This window comes from Nesterenkonia sp. E16_10 (assembly GCF_017347085.1).
GTDB lineage: Bacteria > Actinomycetota > Actinomycetes > Actinomycetales > Micrococcaceae > Nesterenkonia.
In genome coordinates, this window is record NZ_JADPSA010000039.1 from 17,102 (window position 1) to 34,370 (window position 17,269).

The 17,269-nt window shown below is 67.0% G+C and carries 16 protein-coding genes and 1 pseudogene; 11 read left to right on the top strand and 6 right to left on the bottom strand.

Annotated elements, in window-relative coordinates; all coding sequences use genetic code 11:
• The first annotated feature begins 132 nt into the window (after window positions 1–132).
• The 6 genes and pseudogenes from I2487_RS12565 to I2487_RS12585 all read left to right on the top strand — a co-directional run bounded on the left by I2487_RS12565 (window position 133) and on the right by I2487_RS12585 (window position 4,575).
• The gene (locus I2487_RS12565; protein WP_207170077.1) at window positions 133–1,140 is read left to right on the top strand and encodes a universal stress protein; all 1,008 of its coding nucleotides are present in this window, start codon (window positions 133–135) and stop codon (window positions 1,138–1,140) included.
• A 285-nt stretch (window positions 1,141–1,425) separates the two neighbouring features.
• Window positions 1,426–1,941 carry a sigma-70 family RNA polymerase sigma factor gene (locus I2487_RS12570; RefSeq protein WP_207170078.1) on the top strand — a complete coding sequence of 172 codons (516 nt, stop codon included), beginning with the start codon at window positions 1,426–1,428 and terminating at the stop codon, window positions 1,939–1,941.
• Window positions 1,938–2,219 (top strand): hypothetical protein, encoded by a 282-nt coding sequence (locus tag I2487_RS12575; RefSeq protein WP_207170079.1) that lies wholly within the window; start codon window positions 1,938–1,940, stop codon window positions 2,217–2,219. Before I2487_RS12570 ends, I2487_RS12575 begins: the two co-directional genes overlap by 4 nt.
• A 260-nt stretch (window positions 2,220–2,479) precedes the next feature.
• Window positions 2,480–2,998 (top strand): hypothetical protein, encoded by a 519-nt coding sequence (locus tag I2487_RS12580; protein ID WP_207170080.1) that lies wholly within the window; start codon window positions 2,480–2,482, stop codon window positions 2,996–2,998.
• A gap of 196 nt (window positions 2,999–3,194) precedes the next feature.
• A pseudogene (locus I2487_RS15890) lies at window positions 3,195–3,518 on the top strand (YfcC family protein); the annotation flags it as partial.
• A gap of 13 nt (window positions 3,519–3,531) precedes the next feature.
• Complete coding sequence (locus I2487_RS12585) at window positions 3,532–4,575, top strand: YfcC family protein (RefSeq protein ID WP_207170081.1); 1,044 nt, start codon at window positions 3,532–3,534, stop codon at window positions 4,573–4,575.
• A 34-nt stretch (window positions 4,576–4,609) separates the two neighbouring features.
• Here I2487_RS12585 and I2487_RS12590 read toward each other — a convergent pair whose 3' ends face one another.
• The 3 genes from I2487_RS12590 to I2487_RS12600 all read right to left on the bottom strand — a co-directional run bounded on the left by I2487_RS12590 (window position 4,610) and on the right by I2487_RS12600 (window position 7,613).
• Entirely contained in the window at window positions 4,610–6,313 is a 1,704-nt protein-coding gene (locus tag I2487_RS12590; protein ID WP_345941430.1) for an ABC1 kinase family protein, read from the bottom strand.
• 52 nt (window positions 6,314–6,365) lie between these two features.
• Window positions 6,366–6,941, bottom strand: a complete 576-nt coding sequence (locus I2487_RS12595) for a helix-turn-helix transcriptional regulator (protein ID WP_207170083.1) — start codon at window positions 6,939–6,941, stop codon at window positions 6,366–6,368.
• A gap of 93 nt (window positions 6,942–7,034) precedes the next feature.
• Window positions 7,035–7,613 (bottom strand): MarR family winged helix-turn-helix transcriptional regulator, encoded by a 579-nt coding sequence (locus I2487_RS12600; RefSeq protein WP_207170084.1) that lies wholly within the window; start codon window positions 7,611–7,613, stop codon window positions 7,035–7,037.
• A gap of 119 nt (window positions 7,614–7,732) precedes the next feature.
• Between I2487_RS12600 and I2487_RS12605 the strand changes: the two genes are divergently transcribed.
• Window positions 7,733–10,024 (top strand): MMPL family transporter, encoded by a 2,292-nt coding sequence (locus I2487_RS12605; RefSeq protein ID WP_207170085.1) that lies wholly within the window; start codon window positions 7,733–7,735, stop codon window positions 10,022–10,024.
• Here I2487_RS12605 and I2487_RS12610 read toward each other — a convergent pair.
• Complete coding sequence (locus I2487_RS12610) at window positions 9,991–10,347, bottom strand: hypothetical protein (RefSeq protein WP_207170086.1); 357 nt, start codon at window positions 10,345–10,347, stop codon at window positions 9,991–9,993. The two genes, I2487_RS12605 and I2487_RS12610, sit on opposite strands and share 34 nt — an antisense overlap.
• 159 nt (window positions 10,348–10,506) lie before the next feature.
• Here I2487_RS12610 and I2487_RS12615 point away from each other — a divergent pair, with 159 nt between their 5' ends.
• Both I2487_RS12615 and I2487_RS12620 read left to right on the top strand, forming a co-directional pair.
• Window positions 10,507–11,160: a phosphatase PAP2 family protein gene (locus I2487_RS12615; protein WP_207170087.1), complete on the top strand. Its 654-nt coding sequence runs from the start codon at window positions 10,507–10,509 to the stop codon at window positions 11,158–11,160.
• A 179-nt stretch (window positions 11,161–11,339) separates the two neighbouring features.
• Complete coding sequence (locus I2487_RS12620; protein WP_207170088.1) at window positions 11,340–12,155, top strand: SDR family NAD(P)-dependent oxidoreductase; 816 nt, start codon at window positions 11,340–11,342, stop codon at window positions 12,153–12,155.
• A 98-nt stretch (window positions 12,156–12,253) separates the two neighbouring features.
• Here I2487_RS12620 and I2487_RS12625 read toward each other — a convergent pair whose 3' ends face one another.
• Together I2487_RS12625 and I2487_RS12630 are read right to left on the bottom strand one after the other, a co-directional pair.
• On the bottom strand, window positions 12,254–13,243 hold the full coding sequence (locus tag I2487_RS12625; RefSeq protein ID WP_207170089.1) for an aldo/keto reductase: 990 nt from the start codon (window positions 13,241–13,243) through the stop codon (window positions 12,254–12,256).
• Between the two features lie 162 nt (window positions 13,244–13,405).
• Window positions 13,406–14,230 (bottom strand): alpha/beta fold hydrolase, encoded by an 825-nt coding sequence (locus tag I2487_RS12630; RefSeq protein WP_255546352.1) that lies wholly within the window; start codon window positions 14,228–14,230, stop codon window positions 13,406–13,408.
• Between the two features lie 211 nt (window positions 14,231–14,441).
• Between I2487_RS12630 and I2487_RS12635 the strand changes: the two genes are divergently transcribed.
• Window positions 14,442–16,502: a glycoside hydrolase family 9 protein gene (locus I2487_RS12635; RefSeq protein WP_255546353.1), complete on the top strand. Its 2,061-nt coding sequence runs from the start codon at window positions 14,442–14,444 to the stop codon at window positions 16,500–16,502.
• Window positions 16,503–16,519: 17 nt separating this feature from the next.
• Entirely contained in the window at window positions 16,520–17,251 is a 732-nt protein-coding gene (locus I2487_RS12640) for an alpha/beta fold hydrolase (protein WP_207170091.1), read from the top strand.
• The last annotated feature ends 18 nt before the right edge of the window (window positions 17,252–17,269 follow it).

The window sequence follows — 17,269 nt, forward strand, 5'->3', positions numbered from 1 at the left end:
GTCCACGACGCAGCGCTGTCCCCGAAGAAGCAGTTCAGAGCTGGCTTCGGGCCGTGTCACCAGACTCGACGATCCACGGAACCGGCGAGCCCTTCCCTGACAACAACCTTCTCCCCCTCACGGAGGCAAGAGATGAACATCGATACTCACTCAGCTCCCCGACCCCGCGCCTTCCACCTCGCGTCCCAGGACCTAGGTGTGCTGGTCGGCTTCGACGGCTCCACCCAGTCCCTTCTGGCCCTGCACTACGGGGCGCTGGAAGCCCAACGCAGCCGACGCGAGCTGACCGTGATCACCGCCGTCAGCGGCCCCATCCCCGTCTACACCACCCTGGGTGCGCTGCCGCAGAAGTCCGAGACCCAGGCCGCCGTCGACGCGGCAGGAATAGTCCTCAATGATGCCCGGAGATACCTGCAGGCCTACCCCGGCAGGGTCACCTACCGAGTCGAACAGGGCAACACCGCCGCCGTGCTCGCGGAACTCTCCACCGCCGCAGAGCTTGCGATTCTCGGAGCCAGGGGACGCGGCGGACTCCTCGGGACGATCCTGGGATCGGTGGCCTCCACTCTGCCGGTCCACTCGCACTGCCCCACCGTCGTGGTGCCACGGCAGTACGCGATCCACGTCGCGGAAGGATCTGCCCGTTTCGCCCCTCAGGCAGACCCGCGTCCAGTGACCGTGGGGATCGACGGCTCTTCCCACAGCCGCGTCGCCGCGCTGCATGCGGCCCGAGCGGCCCAAGACCGTGGCGTGCCGCTGCACCTCCTGATGACGCTGCCCTCGCTGGAGGGATGGTTGGACTGGTACCCGGATCTGGACCCACTCGACCAAGACACCATCAGCCGGAGACAGTCACAGCTGGAGAGCTCGCTTCAGGCAGAGGCGGCATGGCTGAGAAGCCACTTTCCCGGGCTAGCCACCACCACCTCGGTCAAGCCAGGGGATCCTGTGGCCCGACTGAGCACGTCCACCCATGAGGCACAGCTGACGGTGGTCGGCACTCGAGGCAGGGGACCACTGAGCGGCAAGCTTCTGGGATCGGTGTCCCGCGGGGTGCTCCTGCGGGCGGCCGGTCCAGTCATGGTTGTCCCAGACCTCCAGGATGAGCGGCTCAGTGATCAGCCGGGGCCCATCCGCTAGAACAACCCTGACCCCGTCCCAGAGCCCTGGCGGCAAGGTCCCAGGCACGGCCGGTACGGGACCAAGGTCCCTTCACGGAGGAACGAAATCACAGTTGACTGTTCAAGTACTGCCTATCCAAAGCTGAATCACCAAGTCGCCCTCAGAGAGTCTCTTTGCACCGGACACGACCCTGAGAGCAGCGAGGAACCGTTTCTATGCTTGTTGCACCCACCGCGAAGAGCAGCTTGGGCGTGGACGCCGCCTGTGCGCTGGATCCACTGGCCCCTCGAGGAGGCGCTCCTCATGCGTGCAGAGACTGAGATGACGTTCAATGCTGAAGAAGCCTATGCCGCGCACGGCAGAGTGCTGTTCTCCTTCGCGCTCAACGCCCTGGGGGATCGAGTCGAGGCCGAAGACTGCGTGCAGGAGACCTTCATTCGTGCCTGGCGCAGCCGAGAGCGGTACAGCAGCTCGCGCGGCTCGGTGCGGACCTGGCTGTTCGCGATCGCACGAAACCTCGTCATCGATGCGCTGAGATCTCGCGCCCGGCGCCCCGAGCCCTCTGATGCGGGGAAGATCGAGCGGGCCAGTGAGCCTGTCACGGAGGACCTTCAGATAGTCGAGCGGTTGGCCCTTTATGAGTCTCTCGCTACGCTGACCTTTGAACACCGTCAGGTGATCGCCGCCGTACAGCTGCACGGTGGAAGCTACCAGGACCTGTCGGAACAGACCGGGGTCCCGGTCGCGACATTGCGTACGCGGATGTATTACGGGTTGAGATCTATGCGGACAGCATTGGGAAGTAGTGGCGCACGATGACAGAAACGCCTTCACGTCGCGAGGAGCTCCTCGCCGGGGCGCTGGCAGGGGATCTCAGTGACGAGGAGAGGCGCGAGTTCGACCGCGCCCGGGCAGCAGACCCTTCGATCGATGCAGAGCTCGCAGAGCTGCGTGCCACCGCCGCGCGCATGAAGGCGACGGGGGTCGCCTGGCGGGAGGAGCCCCCACCTCCGGGCCTTGAAGAGCGCATACTCGCCGAAACCTCCGAAGCCGACCGACTGACCCGCTCGGACGAGAACGGGAAGCCGGCCCCCTAGCTGCACCCCACCCCGGTGGGGGCGCCTCCCGCGGCCTTGCCCTTGACTCACTCTCCCAGGGAGAGGAGTGTTGCGATCAGGCCTCGGGAACGAGCGGCACTGCACCAGCAACACCTCAATGCCGAGGCACTGAGCTTCAGGAGCACCCCCATGGACGCGGACACCGGATACCCACCGGCACATCGGCCCCCTACAAGACCCCACCTGCGAGGGCCGCGCTGACCTGATCCACAACGGATCATAGTAAGGAACGCTGACTCATGATTCGACTGATAGCACCCTTCGCCAGGATCCGCTGGACCGATCAGTTCCCGGAGCGCTTTCTGGGTGCGAAGGACCCCGCTGAGGTAGAAGGCCTCCGATGGCAGGATGAGCACCAGCTGAAGATGAGTGAAGGATTGCTGGAACTCGCTCTGCGGCGCGGCGTCCCGTGTCGGCAGGGTCTGCTGCTCACCAGAAGCTCCCTGCTGCCGCTGCAGCGGTACATGGATGCACGCGCGGCGCATGTCAATGCGTTGGAGTCAGATCGGGCACACGGTCCGCAGTTCGTCGCAGGGAGGCGTTTCACCGAGTCGACGAATGATGCCTTCTCGAGCGCACGAAGCGCCGTGGAGCTGGTGCTGCGCCACCCACGGGACCGGAGGATCGAGGCCCACTGGCTGGCACTCGGCGGTTCTGCCCCAGCAACCGGTTCCCCCGAATCCCTGGAACCGGCCGCGGCGACAGACCATCTTTGGAAGCAGACGCCCGGGATGCGCGGGAAGGCGAACTCCCGATAGCTCGCTGTCCCACACGGCCGGCCACGGCCCGAGAAAACGACGCCCTCTCGACCCGCTCGCGTGTCGCCTGGGAGTGAACCAGACCGGTCCAGCGTGAGGTCACCCGGTCGTGACACGCGCGAAACACCAGCTCCGTAACGTCTCGGGGATGGTCGCAACAGATACGCCGGCACGCACCGTCAGACGCGGTTTCCAGATGCCTCACGTCTATGTCATTCTCTTCGTCCTCTCCGCGCTGGCCGCCCTGGCGACCTACGTCATCCCCGCGAACCAGTTCGAGCGCGTGGAAGGTCCAGACGGGCGAGAGGTCATCGATGCGGACTCCTATGGACCGGCAGAGGCGACGCCGACGTCGTTCCTTGATTTCGCGACCGCGGTCCCCCGCGGTCTCGTCGATGCCGGGGAGGTGGTGTTCTTCACCTTCATCATCGGTGGCGTGTTCATGGTCATCCGGCGCACCGGGATCATCGAGAACGCGCTGGACCGGCTGCTTCGGGCCTTCGCCAATCGCCGACTGCTGCTGATCCCGGTACTTGATCACGGTCTTCGCCGCCCTGGCCTCCCTCATCGGCACTCAGGAACTGGCGCTGGTCTACATTCCGGTGCTCATTCCGGTCATCATCGCTCTGGGGTACGACTCGATGGTGGCGGTGGCCATCGCGCTCGTCGGCACCACGGCGGGCTTCACCTCTGGTGTGCTCAATCCCATCAACACCGGCCTGGCCCAGCAGATCGCTGGCATCGAAACCTTCTCCGGTGCGGGGCTGCGCGGGGCGCTCTTCCTGGTGATGATCACCCTGGGTTCGTTCTGGGTCATCCGCTACGCCCGTCGCGTGGAGCAGGACCCCGCGAAGAGCCTGGTGTACGGGGAGCAGGAGGAGCTGGAGAAGCAGCGCCTCTATGCCTCCGGAGCCGAAGGTGAGGCGAAGCGGATGAACGGGCGGCAGAAGGTGTCGCTGCTGCTTTCGGTGCCAGTCCTCGGCGTCACGATCTGGGGCGTCTCCTCGCAGGGATGGTTCATGATCGAGATGGCCGGGATGTTCCTGCTGATGATGCTGATCATAGGCCTGGTCAGCGGGCTGAACCCCTCGGCGATCTCCGCCTCCTTCTCCGAGGGCATGCGCAGCGTGCTCGAAGCCGCCATCATCGTCGGCGTCGCCCGTTCCGTGGCCGTGGTCCTGGAAGACGGCCAGATCCTCGACACGATCGTGCACTCTCTGGGAACCGCGGTCAGCGGGATGCCCGGTGAACTCGCCGCCGTCGGCATGTTCGCCGTGCAGACCGGCTTCAACTTCGTGGTGCCCTCAGGCTCGGGCCAGGCGGTGGTCACGATGCCGATCATGGCCCCGCTCGCAGATCTGCTGGAGGTCACCCGGCAGACCGCCGTGCTGGCCTTCCAGCTCGGGGATGGTCTCACCAATATCCTCTACCCCACCTCGGGGTACTTCATGGCCGCCCTGGCCATCGGTGGTGTCCGCTGGGAGAAGTGGCTGCGGTTCTACCTGCCGCTGTTCGGCCTCTGGACCTTGACGGCCATCTTGTTCCTGGTCTTCGCTCAGGTGACCGGCTGGAGCTGACGCTCTGCGGCGCGGGTCCGCGCTCCACCGAAGCCTAGATCCTGCCTCGCCGGGACGGGGAGACCGCATGCAGGAGCGGGATCAGGGATGCCGCCATGATCACAGAGCCCAGGACGCCGTCCTCGGATCGCAGCAGGGTCCCTGTGACCAGCAGCCCGGTGAACAGCACCGCTGAGACGAGCCGCCGGCCCACGCGCTCCAGAGCCGCGGTGCGCCGATCGAGATCCGGGGTGCGCACCGCGATCCGGCCGTCCTCGATGCGGTCGACGACGTCGGAGAGCCGGCCGGGAAGCCGGAGCGCCGTGGTCACGGTGGCTGCCGCCTGACGGGCGGCGTCCTGGACCGCGGGCCTGCCCTGGTCGCGGATCAGCTGCTCGGCATAGGGCTCGATGGCGTCCCAGAGGTTGAATCTGGAATCCAAGGTGCTGCAGACACCTGAGATCAGCGAGACCGTGCGCAGCATCAGCAGAAAGTTCTCCGGCAGCTGGAAGGGCAGGGAACGGACCAGATCGCCGAACTCCTTGGCGAAGTCCCGGAATTCCCGCGGGTCGACCTCCTTGAGCTCGGCGAACCCCATCCCGCCGAATCGGGCGAAGAGCTGGGTCATCGCGCGTTCGAGCTCGGCGGTGTCCGCCGAGGGGAGCAGCACCCCCACCTCTTGGATCGCGTCCACGAGGCCTTTGCCGTCACGCGAGGCGGCGGCGATGAAGACCCGGCGCAGGCCGTCGCGCAGAGTGTCCGGTATCTCGCCCATCATGCCGAAGTCGATGAAGGTCAGGTGCCACCGGGCTGGTTGCTCCTCGGCCGGGAGCTGCTGCTCCCGGGGCGCCGGCGTGACGAAGATGTTCCCGGGATGCGGGTCGGCGTGGAAGAAGCCGTGGACGAAGATCTGGTCGAACATCACGTTCGCGAACTCCGTGGCGACCGTCGTCGGGTCGATCCCCTCCGCCCTGAGCCGCTCGACGTCGTTGATCTTGATCGCGGTCACGTCCTCCAAGGTGAGCACCCGTCGCGTGGTCCGTTCCCACATCACGTCGGGAACAGTGACACGAGGATCTTCGCCGAAGTTCGCGGCAAAGCGTTCGGCGTTGGCAGCCTCGTTGAGGTAGTCGATCTCTTCCATGCTGGTGGTGGCGAACTCCTCCACCAGGGCTGGGGCATCCACCCGGTTGCTCACCAGGCGGATGCGAGCCAGCCATCGACTCACTCGGCGCAGTGCGGCCAGATCGACGTCGACGATCTCACCGATCCCGGGACGCTGGATCTTCACGACCGCTGCATCGAAACCGGCGACCTCAGCATCCTCGGCCGAAGGCACCGCGCGGTGCGCCTGGCCCAGCGAGGCGGCAGCGAGCGGATCCGGGTCCACGGACGCATAGGCGCGCTCCAGCGGGACCTCGAGCTCCTCCTCGGCGGCGGCCCGAATCTCCGCGAAGGCGACAGGACTGACCTCGTCCTGCAGCCCTTCCAGCTCCTTGGTGATCTCGGGGGGCAGCACGTCGAGTCGCGAGGAGAGGAACTGGCCGACCTTGATCATCAACCCGCCGAGATCCACCGCGAGGCGGTGGAAGCGCTGAGCAAGCCGCCGCATGCGCCTGGCTCGGCCCATCGCGGCGAGCCGAGCCAGACCGATTCGCGGCAGGAACAGTTCGAACCACCACACCTGGACCAGATGCAGAGCCGCGAACCGCAGAATTCGACGGTACCGATTGCGCAGCGATTTAGCCGTTGGGCTCACTCGATGCCCTGACGGCTGCGGCCCCACGCGTCACCTGCCTTGAGCACGCGGTTCAGTCCTGCGCGAGGATGGCGTAGAGCTTCCGGCGCACCTGGTCGATCTCCTGCTCCGCCTGGTGGATCTGTTCCGGCGTTCCGGATCGGCCCACCTGCGCGGCTGCCTGCGCCAGTTCCATGCCCGCCTTGGAGAGGGTCCGTACCGCATGGCCGCGATGCTCAGCACCCTGCCACTGCGCAGGCCACTGATCGGCTGCGGCGGCGGCCTCACGGCCTTCATCGGTGAGCGAATACGTCTTGCGCCCGCCCTCTGCCTCAGCGTGGATCAGGCCTTCATCGGCCAGAAGCTGAAGTGTGGGATAGACCGAGCCTGGGCTGGGCTTCCACGCGCCACCGCTGCGCTGTTCGATCTCGTGGATGATCTGATACCCGTGCATCGAACGCTCCGAGAGCAGCGCAAGCACCGCCGCACGTACATCACCACGGCTGGCTCGCGGAGCCGATTTGTCCTTGAAGGCACCGCGCAGCTGGTCCAGGGCATCCCAGAGATCAGCCGGTGGGCCTCCTGCAGCGGGCCGGCGGTCTCCGAAGATGCCCCGGGCATGTGAGTCGCCTGAAAATGATCCAGTCATGACAGCCTCCTAAGCGCCGCACCCACGATGGGTCCGATCGAGCTTAACGATATATCGCCCACTGTGAGGGCGTGAAGATGTGACGCGGCAAGCTCAGGCGCCCTCACCCTTCGCCCAGGCGACATCGTCTAGGGAGAGCTGCTGTGTCATGTCTTGGAGAAAACCGATGACCACCTCTCGCTCGCGGGCACTCAGCGCAGCGGCAGAGTGGAACCGCTTGGCCTGCTGCCGCCCGACGGTCTCCATCGCGGCCTCCGCCGTCTCCGGCGTGACCCGTACGACGAAGGCCCGACGATCGGCCGGGTGCACTTCGCGAGTGATGTGGCCACCCTGTTCCAGGCGGTTCAACAGCTTGGTGGTCGATGCCGCGGAGATCTCCAGACTTGCTGCGAGCATCCCGGGCGTCACCGTCGCCCCGCGATTGCCCGCCACGATCAGGTAGTGGATCGCGCCCATGTCCAGCTGACTGAGCTTCATGTACTGCTGCGAGGCCTCGGACAGGCGCTGCTCCGCCGTGCGCAGGTCGGAGAGTGCTCGCATGAGCCGACCGATCTGGGCAACGTCCTCGGCAGACGCGTCGGATCGATCCACGAGTCGCTGAAGGGGATCCGTGGCATCAAGCTCATACAGGCTCTCTGATACGGGATCCGACTCGGTCTCTCCTGCTGCCATGCTGACCACCTTACGATGCGGCACCGGACCTTGCGGCGTTTACTATCCCTTGGTGTACTTTATCCCTCAGGACAGTATATTCTTCCATCAAGAAGATCGCCCCGTCAGGAGACATGAACATGCCGCGCACCGTCACGGATACCCGCACCTCACCCACGCCAAGCGCGGGCCTCCCGACCGACGGCGGCGGTGATGACGTCCGCGGGGGTCACGGCGGCCGCCCACACCGGGGCGGCGCTCCGCGATGGCTGAGGGTGTTCCTCCCCGCCGTCCTGATTCTGATCTGGCTCACCGGCACCGCCATCGGCGGGCCCTTCTTCGGAAGGGTCGCGGAGGTCTCTTCCAACGATCAGACCACCTACCTGCCAGAGTCTGCGGATGCGACCGCGGTGCAGGAGCTGCTGGGTGAGTTCAATGATTCAGAGACCATCCCCGCCGTCGTCGTCGTCACCTCCGACACCGAGCTCGGCGATTCACAGGTCACCGCGATCGACGAGGCGGTCGCAGAGCTGCCCGAGATCCCCGGGGTGCAGGAGGATCTCTCCCCGATCATCCTGTCCGAGGACGGACTGGCCGTGCAGGCGTTCGTGCCGATCGGGTCGGAGGAGGAGCTCGACGACGTCGTCAGCGAGATCTCCGAGAGTCTGCGTGCCGAACTTCCCGACCTCGAGGTCTTCGTCACCGGGCCGGCCGGGTTCACGGCGGACCTCGCCGCCGGATTCTCCGGCATCGACGGGATCCTTCTCGCCGTCTCACTGGCCGCCGTGTTTCTGATCCTGATCGTGGTGTACCGGTCGCTGCTGCTGCCCATCGCCGTGCTGGCGACCAGCGTCTTCGCGCTCACGGTCTCACTGCTGAGCGTCTGGTGGCTGGCCTACGCGGACATCCTGCTGCTCAGCGGGCAGACCCAGGGCATCCTGTTCATCCTCGTGATCGGCGCGGCCACCGACTATTCGCTGCTCTACGTCGCGCGCTATCGGGAGGCGCTGCGGGCCCACCAGGACAAGTGGACCGCGACCTGGAAGGGACTCCGTGGATCCTTCGAGCCGATCCTGGCCTCCGGTGGCACCGTCATCGCGGGCCTGTTGTGCCTGCTGCTCAGCGACCTGAAGTCCAACAGCACCTTGGGCCCGGTAGCCTCGATCGGCATCTTCTTCGCCATGGCCTCCGCGCTCACCTTCCTCCCCGCGGTCCTCTACGTCTTCGGCCGTGCCGCCTTCTGGCCCCGCCGCCCGCGGTTCGAGCCCGAGGTCGTCGCCGCCGAGGACGGGATCCCCAGCCGCGGGATCTGGGCCCGCACCGGGCGAGTCGTGGAGCGCAGGCCGCGCCGCATCTGGATCGCCACGACCCTGGTGCTGTTCCTGGGCGCCGTGGGCGTCACGCAGCTGGATGCCCAGGGAGTGCCGCAGTCTGAGCTGGTGCTGGGAGAGTCCGAGGCACGCGACGGCCAGGTCGCCCTGGGCGAGCATTTCCCGGGCGGCTCCGGCAGCCCCGCCTACGTGGTCACCGATCAGGACTCGCTCCAGACCGCGGCGGATGTCCTGCTGGACAACAGCGGGGTCGACGGGGTCACCGTGATGACCGAGGACGAGGCCGGCTCCGCCCCGGTGGACTCCGACGGGGTCAGCGCCTTCGGCCCTCCCGGGACACCCGCCCCGGAGCCCCTCGTGATCGACGGGGCGATCATGCTTCAGGCCACGTTGACCGATCCTGCGGACTCTGCCGCCGCACAGGACACCGTCCGCGAGCTGCGAGCCACCTATGCCGAGGCCGACTCCGAGGTGCTGGTGGGTGGCGTGACCGCCACGGCCATCGATACCAACGACGCCGCGATCGACGACCGCAACCTCATCATCCCGATCGTGCTGGTCGTCATCCTGCTGATCCTCATGCTCCTGCTGCGCTCGATCCTCGCTCCGGTGCTGCTGGTGCTCACGACGGTGTTGTCCTTCGCCACGGCGCTGGGGGTCTCCGCGCTGGTGTTCAACGGCGTCTTCGAATTCCCGGGCGCCGATCCCACCGTGCCGCTGTATGGCTTCGTGTTCCTCGTGGCGCTGGGCATCGATTACAACATCTTCCTGATGACCCGAGTCAGGGAGGAGTCGCTGACCCACGGCACGCGGCGCGGCGTGATCCGCGGGCTGACCGTCACGGGAGGCGTGATCACCTCTGCCGGCATCGTGCTCGCGGCGACGTTCGCGGCGCTCTCGGTGATCCCGATCCTGTTCCTGGTGCAGATCGCGTTCATCGTGGCCTTTGGCGTGCTGCTGGACACGTTCCTGGTGCGAGCTCTGCTGGTCCCGGCGCTGGTGCGCGATATCGGGCCTGCGGTCTGGTGGCCCTCGAAGCTGGCGAAGCGTGACGGGTCAGGCGCTGGTCAGACGCTGAGCTCCGCGACCGACGGGAAGTGATCGATCGCCTCGTCTCCGTGGGGCGCCAGCTCGAGGTAGCTGAGCCGGTCGGCGTCGATGAACAGCAGCACCGAGGCCTTCGGGTGTTCGGCGCTCAGCACGACGCTTCTTCCGCCCTTTGACGTCCGAGCACGCTCGTCGACCAGATCGATCGACGGGCACGCGCCGCACTCGCAGCCCCGGCCCGCCGTGGTGGTCGGGATTGACCGGCGCCAGCGTTCGCGCGCGGCGGCGGGCACGGGTCGGTCACCTGCGGAGGGAACGGCGTTGTCGACCATGAAGGCCAGTACGTCTCGTTCGCGCGCGGTGAGGGGTCGTCCCATAGACGAATCATAGGGTGCTCTTGGGTCCGGCTGGTCAGCCACACCGGGCCACAGCTGACGTGGGTGAACTCGACCGTGATGTGTCAGACTCACGGTCGGCCCTGAACCCGGTTCGGGGAGCATCAGACGAATCAGCACGGGATGAGCACCAGGAGGGCGTTGACTGTGCCACGCGTGAGTCCCGAGGCCGACCACGATTCCGCTCTCGGGGCTCAGGACGGGCAGACCACCCTGGGCCGCGCGGCCTGGGTCGGGTCCGAGATCTTCTCTCCACCCGTGCTGATCGCCCTGATGCTGGTCTCGCTGGCAGTGGTCACAGACCCCAACTGGGTGGGGACCACGGTCATCTCGGTGATCGCGTTCGCCGTGATCCCCCAGGCTGTCGCGATCGCGATGACCCTGCGCGGCCGGGCCACGGATAAGTTCATCGTCAACAGGGCACAGCGCCACCTGTTCTACGCCATCGTCATGGCCTCGACCGTGTTGGGAGCCGCGGCAACGCTGTTCGTGACCGAGAGCGCCTGGGTCAGCTGGGCCTGTTTCATCGCCGTCGGCCTGGTTGCCGCGGTGGCGGTGATCAACACCGTCTTCAAGATCAGCCTGCATGCGCTGATCTCCGCGCTCACCGCCGTGGTCATCGCCAGCGCGTTCTCCTGGTGGGTGCTGCTCGCGACGGTTCCGGTCTGGGCGCTGGTGATCTGGTCGCGGGTGCATCTGGGCCGGCATTCCCGGAGCGAGGTCATCGCCGGCTCGATGCTCGGCTTCCTCGCTGCAGGAGTGCTGCTCCTCGGGGCGGGCGTTCCGATGGGTTGAGGGCAGCTGCGCGGCGCGGTGCCTAACGGGGAGGTTCGCAGTCGTGGACCGTCACGAATCACCAGCTCCCCCGCCCCTCCTGGCTGGTTGAGTTCTCCGGTCGATACATAGCCGCCGGAGAACTCAACTGCGCAGGACAAACAGTCGGCTGTGGCGAGGATTCTCACTATCCTGGTGCCATGACCTCAGAACAGACCTGGCTCATCACCGGCGCCGGCCGCGGCCTGGGCCGGGCTCTCGCGGTGGCGGCCCTGGATGCGGGGCACGCCGTCGTCGCCACCGTCCGCGGCGCGCACGACCTTCCCTTTTCTGATCGGCTCCTGGTGCGGGAACTTGATGTCCGGGATCGGGCCGCCGCCCTCCAGGTCGTGGCGGACGCCGTCGAGCGGTTCGGCGGCCTCGACGTCGTGGTGAACAACGCCGGCTATGGACTGATCGGCGCCATCGAGGAGGTCAGCGAGGCGGAGGCCCGCGAGATCGTGGAGACCGACCTTATGGGACCCCTGTGGCTGTGCCAGGCCGCGATCCCGGTGATGCGTGAACAAGGCCGCGGGCACATCGTCCAGATCTCGACGGTGGGCGCCGTCGGGACCATGCCCACGCTGGGGCTCTATAACGCGGCGAAGTGGGGACTTGAGGGCTTCAGTGAGGCGATGGCGGCCGAGGTCTCGCAGTTCGGGATCCGGGTGACGATCGCGGAGCCTGGCGCCATCGCCACCGATTGGGCCGGGGCGAGCATGCGCTTCAGCGCCCCGGTCGCGGCCTATGACGATCTGCGCGAGTCCCTTTTCGGCAGCCCGACCGTGCCGTGGCCCGTCAGCGAGACCGACGACGGCACACCGGCCTCCGAGATCGCCGCCGCACTGCTGGCCCACGTGAAAGATCCCGACGACGCCCGGCTGCGGCTGCTCCTCGGAGACGATGCCCCCGAACAGGTCCGGGCGGCGCTGAACCTGCGGTTTCAGGACTACGGCCGAGACCCGCGGTTCGACTGACACGCTGCGGAGACAACCCCGGGTGGTTGAGTTCTCCGGTCGATACGTCACCGCCGGAAAACTCAACCACGGGGGTGGGGCAGCCGTTGCCGCCGCGATCAGCTCTTCGGCAGCGGCGCCTCCGGGGAGATCAGACCTTCCTGGACCAGCTCGTCCCAGAAGGCGCCGGGGATCGCCGCCGAGAGCGCGGCGAGGTCCTCCGAGATCCGGCCGGGCCGGCTGGAACCGGGGATCACCGCGACGGTCGCCGGGTGGGCGGTGGAGAACTGCAGGGCGGCGGCCTTCAGGTCGACCTCGTGGCGGGCCGCCACGGCAGACAGTGCCGCCACCTGATCCTTCACCGTCTGTGGAGCCTCGGCGTAGTCGAAGTAGTCCCCACCCAGGAGTGCTCCGGAGTTGTAGGGTCCGCCGACGATGATTCCCACGCCCTGCGCCTGAGCGTTCGGCATCATCCGCTCCAACGCCTTCTCGTGCTGCAGGATCGTGTACTGGGTGGCCGAGAGACTCAGGTCAGGCGGGGTCTCCTGAAGCTGCATGGCCAGCTCGATCGGCTCGGTGGTGTTCACTCCGAGTCCCCAGCCCTTGATCAGCCCCTGCTCGCGCATCTCGGTGAGGACGCGGAAGGCGCCGGTGCGGGCCTCTTCGAACTTCGCGATCCACTCATCGCCGTGGAAGTCCCGGGAGATGTCGTGGACGAAGACGAAGTCGATCCGGTCGGTGCCCAGCCGCTGCATGGACTGCTCCAACGACTTCCGTGTGGCCTCGGCGGTGTAGTCCGTGATGACCTTGTTGCTCCGGCCATCGGCGAAGAGTCCCTCTTTCTCCTCGGTCTCCTCGGACATGTAGCGCCCGACCTTGGTGCTCAGCAGGAACTCATCGCGCGGTTTCTTCCCCAGAACGGTGCCGAGGCGCTTCTCGGCGAGACCGGCGCCGTAGAACGGGGCGGTGTCGAAGTAGCGGATGCCGGCGTCCCAGGCGGCTTCGACCGTGGAAAGCGCCTCGTCCTCGGGGATCTCACGGAACATGTTGCCCAGGGGTGCCGTGCCGAAGCCGATGGTGTTGTTCAGCAGCTGGTGAAGGTCGCGCATAAGGTCAGAAATCCTCAAGATCGTGGGTGTTCTCATCCGGGGGAACACCGCCTGGGTCGAGGTTTATTTCTCGACATGTTCGAACCGCCGAGTCATGAGACTCCGTGGAACTGCGGCGGCAGAGCGTGGACTGGGCTGCTGGAGGCTCCAGTGCTGACTCGACTACCGGTCGAGAAACTCGTCAATCGTCTCCCTGAAACTGATTGGCTGTTCGACCCAGGGGTAATGCCCGCTGTCCTCGATCACCGTGGACTTCCCCGAGGGGAAGAGTTGGGCCATCGCAGCAGCAGGCGCAACGCCGGTGAGACTGTCTTGCGCCCCGGCGATGACCAAGACAGGTGCCTCAACCTTTCCGAGCCGGGCCACAAGGTCAGCGGGAGTTGGCACAGTGAAGAACGCTTCGGCCCCAGCCAGACTCCACCGCCCAGTTCTGGCGTGGGTCTTCTCTGTGACACCCCAGTTCGCATAGCCGACTGCAGCCGACTCGCTCTGCCAGGCATTGAACGCGTACTCGTCAGTTCCCGCGGGTCCAGCTGCCAGGGCGGCGAGCGCAAGCTCAAAGGCCTCATCTCCCCGCCTGCGTCGCCTGATCACGGCCGTGTCGGAAGCCTGGTCGACGAGGTACGCAGCCGGAGGCGTGATGAGGACCAGCTTCGCCACACATTCAGGGAACTGCGCGGCATAGGCGACCGCCACGCGCGTGCCCGCAGAATGGGCGACAAGCACGATACGGCCACCACCTAGATGCAGGCGCAGACGCTCGAGGTCTTCGGCCTGAGACCAGAATGACCCACGCTCGGGATGCTCAGGCATGGGGGTACGTCCCACGCCTCGCAGATGCGGCACGACTAAGCGCTGGGCGTCGGCGAGACCGGCCAGGTCACCGAGATAGGTCGGGTGGCGGGCCGCTCCCCCAGCAAGCACGATCACCGGCGTCCTCCGCTCAGCGTTGGCGCCTTTGGCGATGTCCTCGTAGTGCAGGGGCATCCCATCTGAGCCTTCATAGCGTGGCATGAGACCAAGCTACACGCCAGGTTCATTCACCGGCCTGGAAGGAGCGGCCCCAGTTGATGCCGGCCAGGACCCTTTGACTTCTGAACCGCCGGTACCCAAAACTGCTTCTCAGGAGCCTCAGGACCAGTGCCGCTGCTGAGTGTTCACCGATGCGGGCCGTCCCCCGCCGAACCAAGGATTTCCGATGCACCCCAGCGCAACACCGGGCGCCGGCTCCCGCATGGTTCTGGGGGCAGCGACGTTCCTCGTCACCGTCGCCCTGTTGGGCTGCGCCGGTGAGCGTCCCCCGGCCGAGGAAGGCCCCGCGGGGCAGGATGCAGCAATCGCCACAGCCGCGGACTTCGGGCATGAGCTCGGGCCCCGCGTGCGCGTCAATCAGCTCGGCTACCTGCCCGACGGCCCAAAGCGCGCCACGATGGTCACCGAGCAGCGCGAGGCCGTGAGCTGGCAGCTGCTCGACGACGCCGGCGAGCTCGTCGCGCAGGGGACCTCCTCCCCGCAAGGATTCGACCCCTCCGCGGGGCTGACCGTGCACACCATCGACTTCACCGGGCACACCGACCCCGGGTCTGGCTACACGCTGAGCGCCGAGGGCGAACCGAGCTACCCCTTCGACATCGCGGAGGACCTCTACAGCTCGCTGCGCCATGATGCGCTCAACGTCTATTACACCCAGCGCTCCGGCATCGCGATCGAACCGATCGAGGTCGAGGGCGTCGCGCATCGGCAGGAGTATGAGCGTCCCGCCGGGCACCTCTCGGAGTTCCTTCCACCCGAGACGGAGCTGCCAGAGGCCGGGGCGCCCAACCGAGGCGATCTGCAGGTGCCCTGCCTGCCGGTGGAGCGCTTCGAGTGGAACGGAGCGCATCAGCGCGCCAGCGCGGAGGTCTACGGCGGTCCCAGTGCCTGGCGCTGCCCCGAGGGCTACGCCCTGGACGTGACCGGCGGCTGGTACGACGCGGGCGACCAGGGCAAGTACGTGGTGAACTCCGGCATCTCGGTGTGGCAGCTGCTCTCCACCTATGAACGCAGCCGGAACGCGGAGGCCACCGTGGACCAGGCCCTGGGTGATGAGACCCTGCTGATCCCCGAGCGGGGCAACGGGGTGCCCGACATCCTCGACGAGGTCCGCTGGAACCTCGAATGGATGCTCACCATGCAGGTCCCCGCGGACACCCGGATGACCATCGACGGCGTCGAGATCGACGCCGGCGGGATGGCCCACCATAAGATGCACGACATCGCCTGGACCGGGACGGACACCCTCCCGCACGAGGACCCGATGCCGCGCTATCTGCACCGGCCCTCCACCGCCGCGACGCTGAACCTCGCAGCCGCCGCCGCACACGGGGCCCGCATCTATGAGCAGTACGACGCCGAGTTCGCCGAGGCGCTGCTCGAGGCTGCAGAATCCGCCTGGGCCGCCGCCCTCGCGCACCCCAGCATCTACCGCAGCACCGACGCTGCGGACCCGGACCCCGGCGGAGGTCCGTACAACGATCATGAGTTCACCGATGAGTTCTACTGGGCAGCCGCCCAGCTGTATCTGAGCACCGGCTCCCAGGACTACGAGGACGCGGTGCTGCGCAGCGAGCATCATGTCGGCGGCGCCGAGGACCAGGTCTTCGGCACCCCGGCCTTCGACTGGCAGAACACTGCCGCCGCCGCACGATTGGACCTGGCCACCGTGGAGAGTGATCTGGTGGACCGCGAGGCCGTCGTCGAGTCGGTGATCCAGGCCGCCGAGGGCTACCGCAGGGTCCAGACGGATCAGCCCTTCGGGCACCCTTACGGACCGGAGGACTACGACTGGGGGTCCAATCACATGGTGCTCAACAACGCCGCGGTGATCGCCACCGCCTTCGACCTCACCGGCGAGACCCGGTTCCGCGACGCGGGGATCGAGGCCATCGACTACGTCCTGGGCCGCAATGCGATCAACAACTCCTACGTCTCCGGCTACGGCACGCATTTCTCCGAGAACATGCACAGCCGCTGGTACGCGGCCGATCACGAGCGGCTGCCACCGTTCCCGGCGGGCAAGCTCGCCGGCGGAGCCAACTCCACCCTCGAAGACCCCACGGCCCAGGCTGACCTCGAGGGCTGCCCGCCGCAGTTCTGCTACCTCGACGCCCCGGACTCCTGGTCCACCAACGAGACCACGATCAACTGGAACGCCGCTCTGGCCTGGCACGCGAGCTGGCTCGACGATATGGGCCGGGCCAGGCTCTCAAACGACCCCTAGCTGAGGAGCTCACGATCATGGCATCGCGCACCCTCTGGTCCTCCGAGACCGGCGTGGGCGAGGAGCTGCTGCTCCTGCACCCCGGAGGAACCGATTCCACCGCGATGGCCTCGCTCAGCGCCCAGCTGCCCGACTACCGGAGGCTGTTGGTGGATCGCCCGGGCCATGGCCGCTCCCCCGACGTCGACGGCGCCTGGTCCTTCCCGCAGATGGCCGAGGCGGTGGCGCAGGTGCTTGAGACCCATACGGCACCCGCGCACATCGTGGGGTGGAGCGACGGCGCGATCGTCGGCCTGCACCTTGCGCTGCGGCGACCTGAGCTGGTGCGCAGCCTGGTCTTCGGCGGTGCCGCCTTCCACCGGTCCGGCTGGCTCGAGGGAGTGCTGGAGGAGGAACCGCCGGGGTTCATGCGCGAGGCCTACGCCGCGGCATCCCCCGACGGCGGGCAGCACTGGCCGCTCGTCGTGCAGAAGGCTCAGGCGCTGCACCGCAGGGAGCCTGCTCTGAGCACACAGGACCTCCGCCGGCTGCGCCTGCCGGTGCTGATCGTGGTCGGCGACGACGATCACGTGCGCTGGCCACACCTGATCGAGATGCTCGAGGCGCTGCCTGACGGCGAGCTCGCCGTCATCCCGCGCGCCACGCACGGGGCGATCGTGGAGAAGCCCGCCCTGCTGGCCCGGCTGATCCGGCAGTTCCATCAGCCAGACCCCGAGAACGGACTCGCCCCGATCCGTCGTCGCAGCTGAGGCAGCGCAACCCGGACC

Excerpts from the sequence above, each read along its gene's own strand:
- I2487_RS12565 (WP_207170077.1), top strand. The coding sequence starts at position 133 with ATGAACATCGATACTCACTCAGCTCCCCGACCCCGCGCCTTCCACCTC.
- I2487_RS12570 (WP_207170078.1), top strand. The coding sequence starts at position 1,426 with ATGCGTGCAGAGACTGAGATGACGTTCAATGCTGAAGAAGCCTATGCC.
- I2487_RS12575 (WP_207170079.1), top strand. The coding sequence starts at position 1,938 with ATGACAGAAACGCCTTCACGTCGCGAGGAGCTCCTCGCCGGGGCGCTG.
- I2487_RS12580 (WP_207170080.1), top strand. The coding sequence starts at position 2,480 with ATGATTCGACTGATAGCACCCTTCGCCAGGATCCGCTGGACCGATCAG.
- I2487_RS12595 (WP_207170083.1), bottom strand. The coding sequence starts at position 6,941 with ATGACTGGATCATTTTCAGGCGACTCACATGCCCGGGGCATCTTCGGA.
- I2487_RS12600 (WP_207170084.1), bottom strand. The coding sequence starts at position 7,613 with ATGGCAGCAGGAGAGACCGAGTCGGATCCCGTATCAGAGAGCCTGTAT.
- I2487_RS12605 (WP_207170085.1), top strand. The coding sequence starts at position 7,733 with ATGCCGCGCACCGTCACGGATACCCGCACCTCACCCACGCCAAGCGCG.
- I2487_RS12610 (WP_207170086.1), bottom strand. The coding sequence starts at position 10,347 with ATGGGACGACCCCTCACCGCGCGCGAACGAGACGTACTGGCCTTCATG.
- I2487_RS12620 (WP_207170088.1), top strand. The coding sequence starts at position 11,340 with ATGACCTCAGAACAGACCTGGCTCATCACCGGCGCCGGCCGCGGCCTG.
- I2487_RS12625 (WP_207170089.1), bottom strand. The coding sequence starts at position 13,243 with ATGCGCGACCTTCACCAGCTGCTGAACAACACCATCGGCTTCGGCACG.
- I2487_RS12630 (WP_255546352.1), bottom strand. The coding sequence starts at position 14,230 with ATGCCCCTGCACTACGAGGACATCGCCAAAGGCGCCAACGCTGAGCGG.
- I2487_RS12635 (WP_255546353.1), top strand. The coding sequence starts at position 14,442 with ATGCACCCCAGCGCAACACCGGGCGCCGGCTCCCGCATGGTTCTGGGG.
- I2487_RS12640 (WP_207170091.1), top strand. The coding sequence starts at position 16,520 with ATGGCATCGCGCACCCTCTGGTCCTCCGAGACCGGCGTGGGCGAGGAG.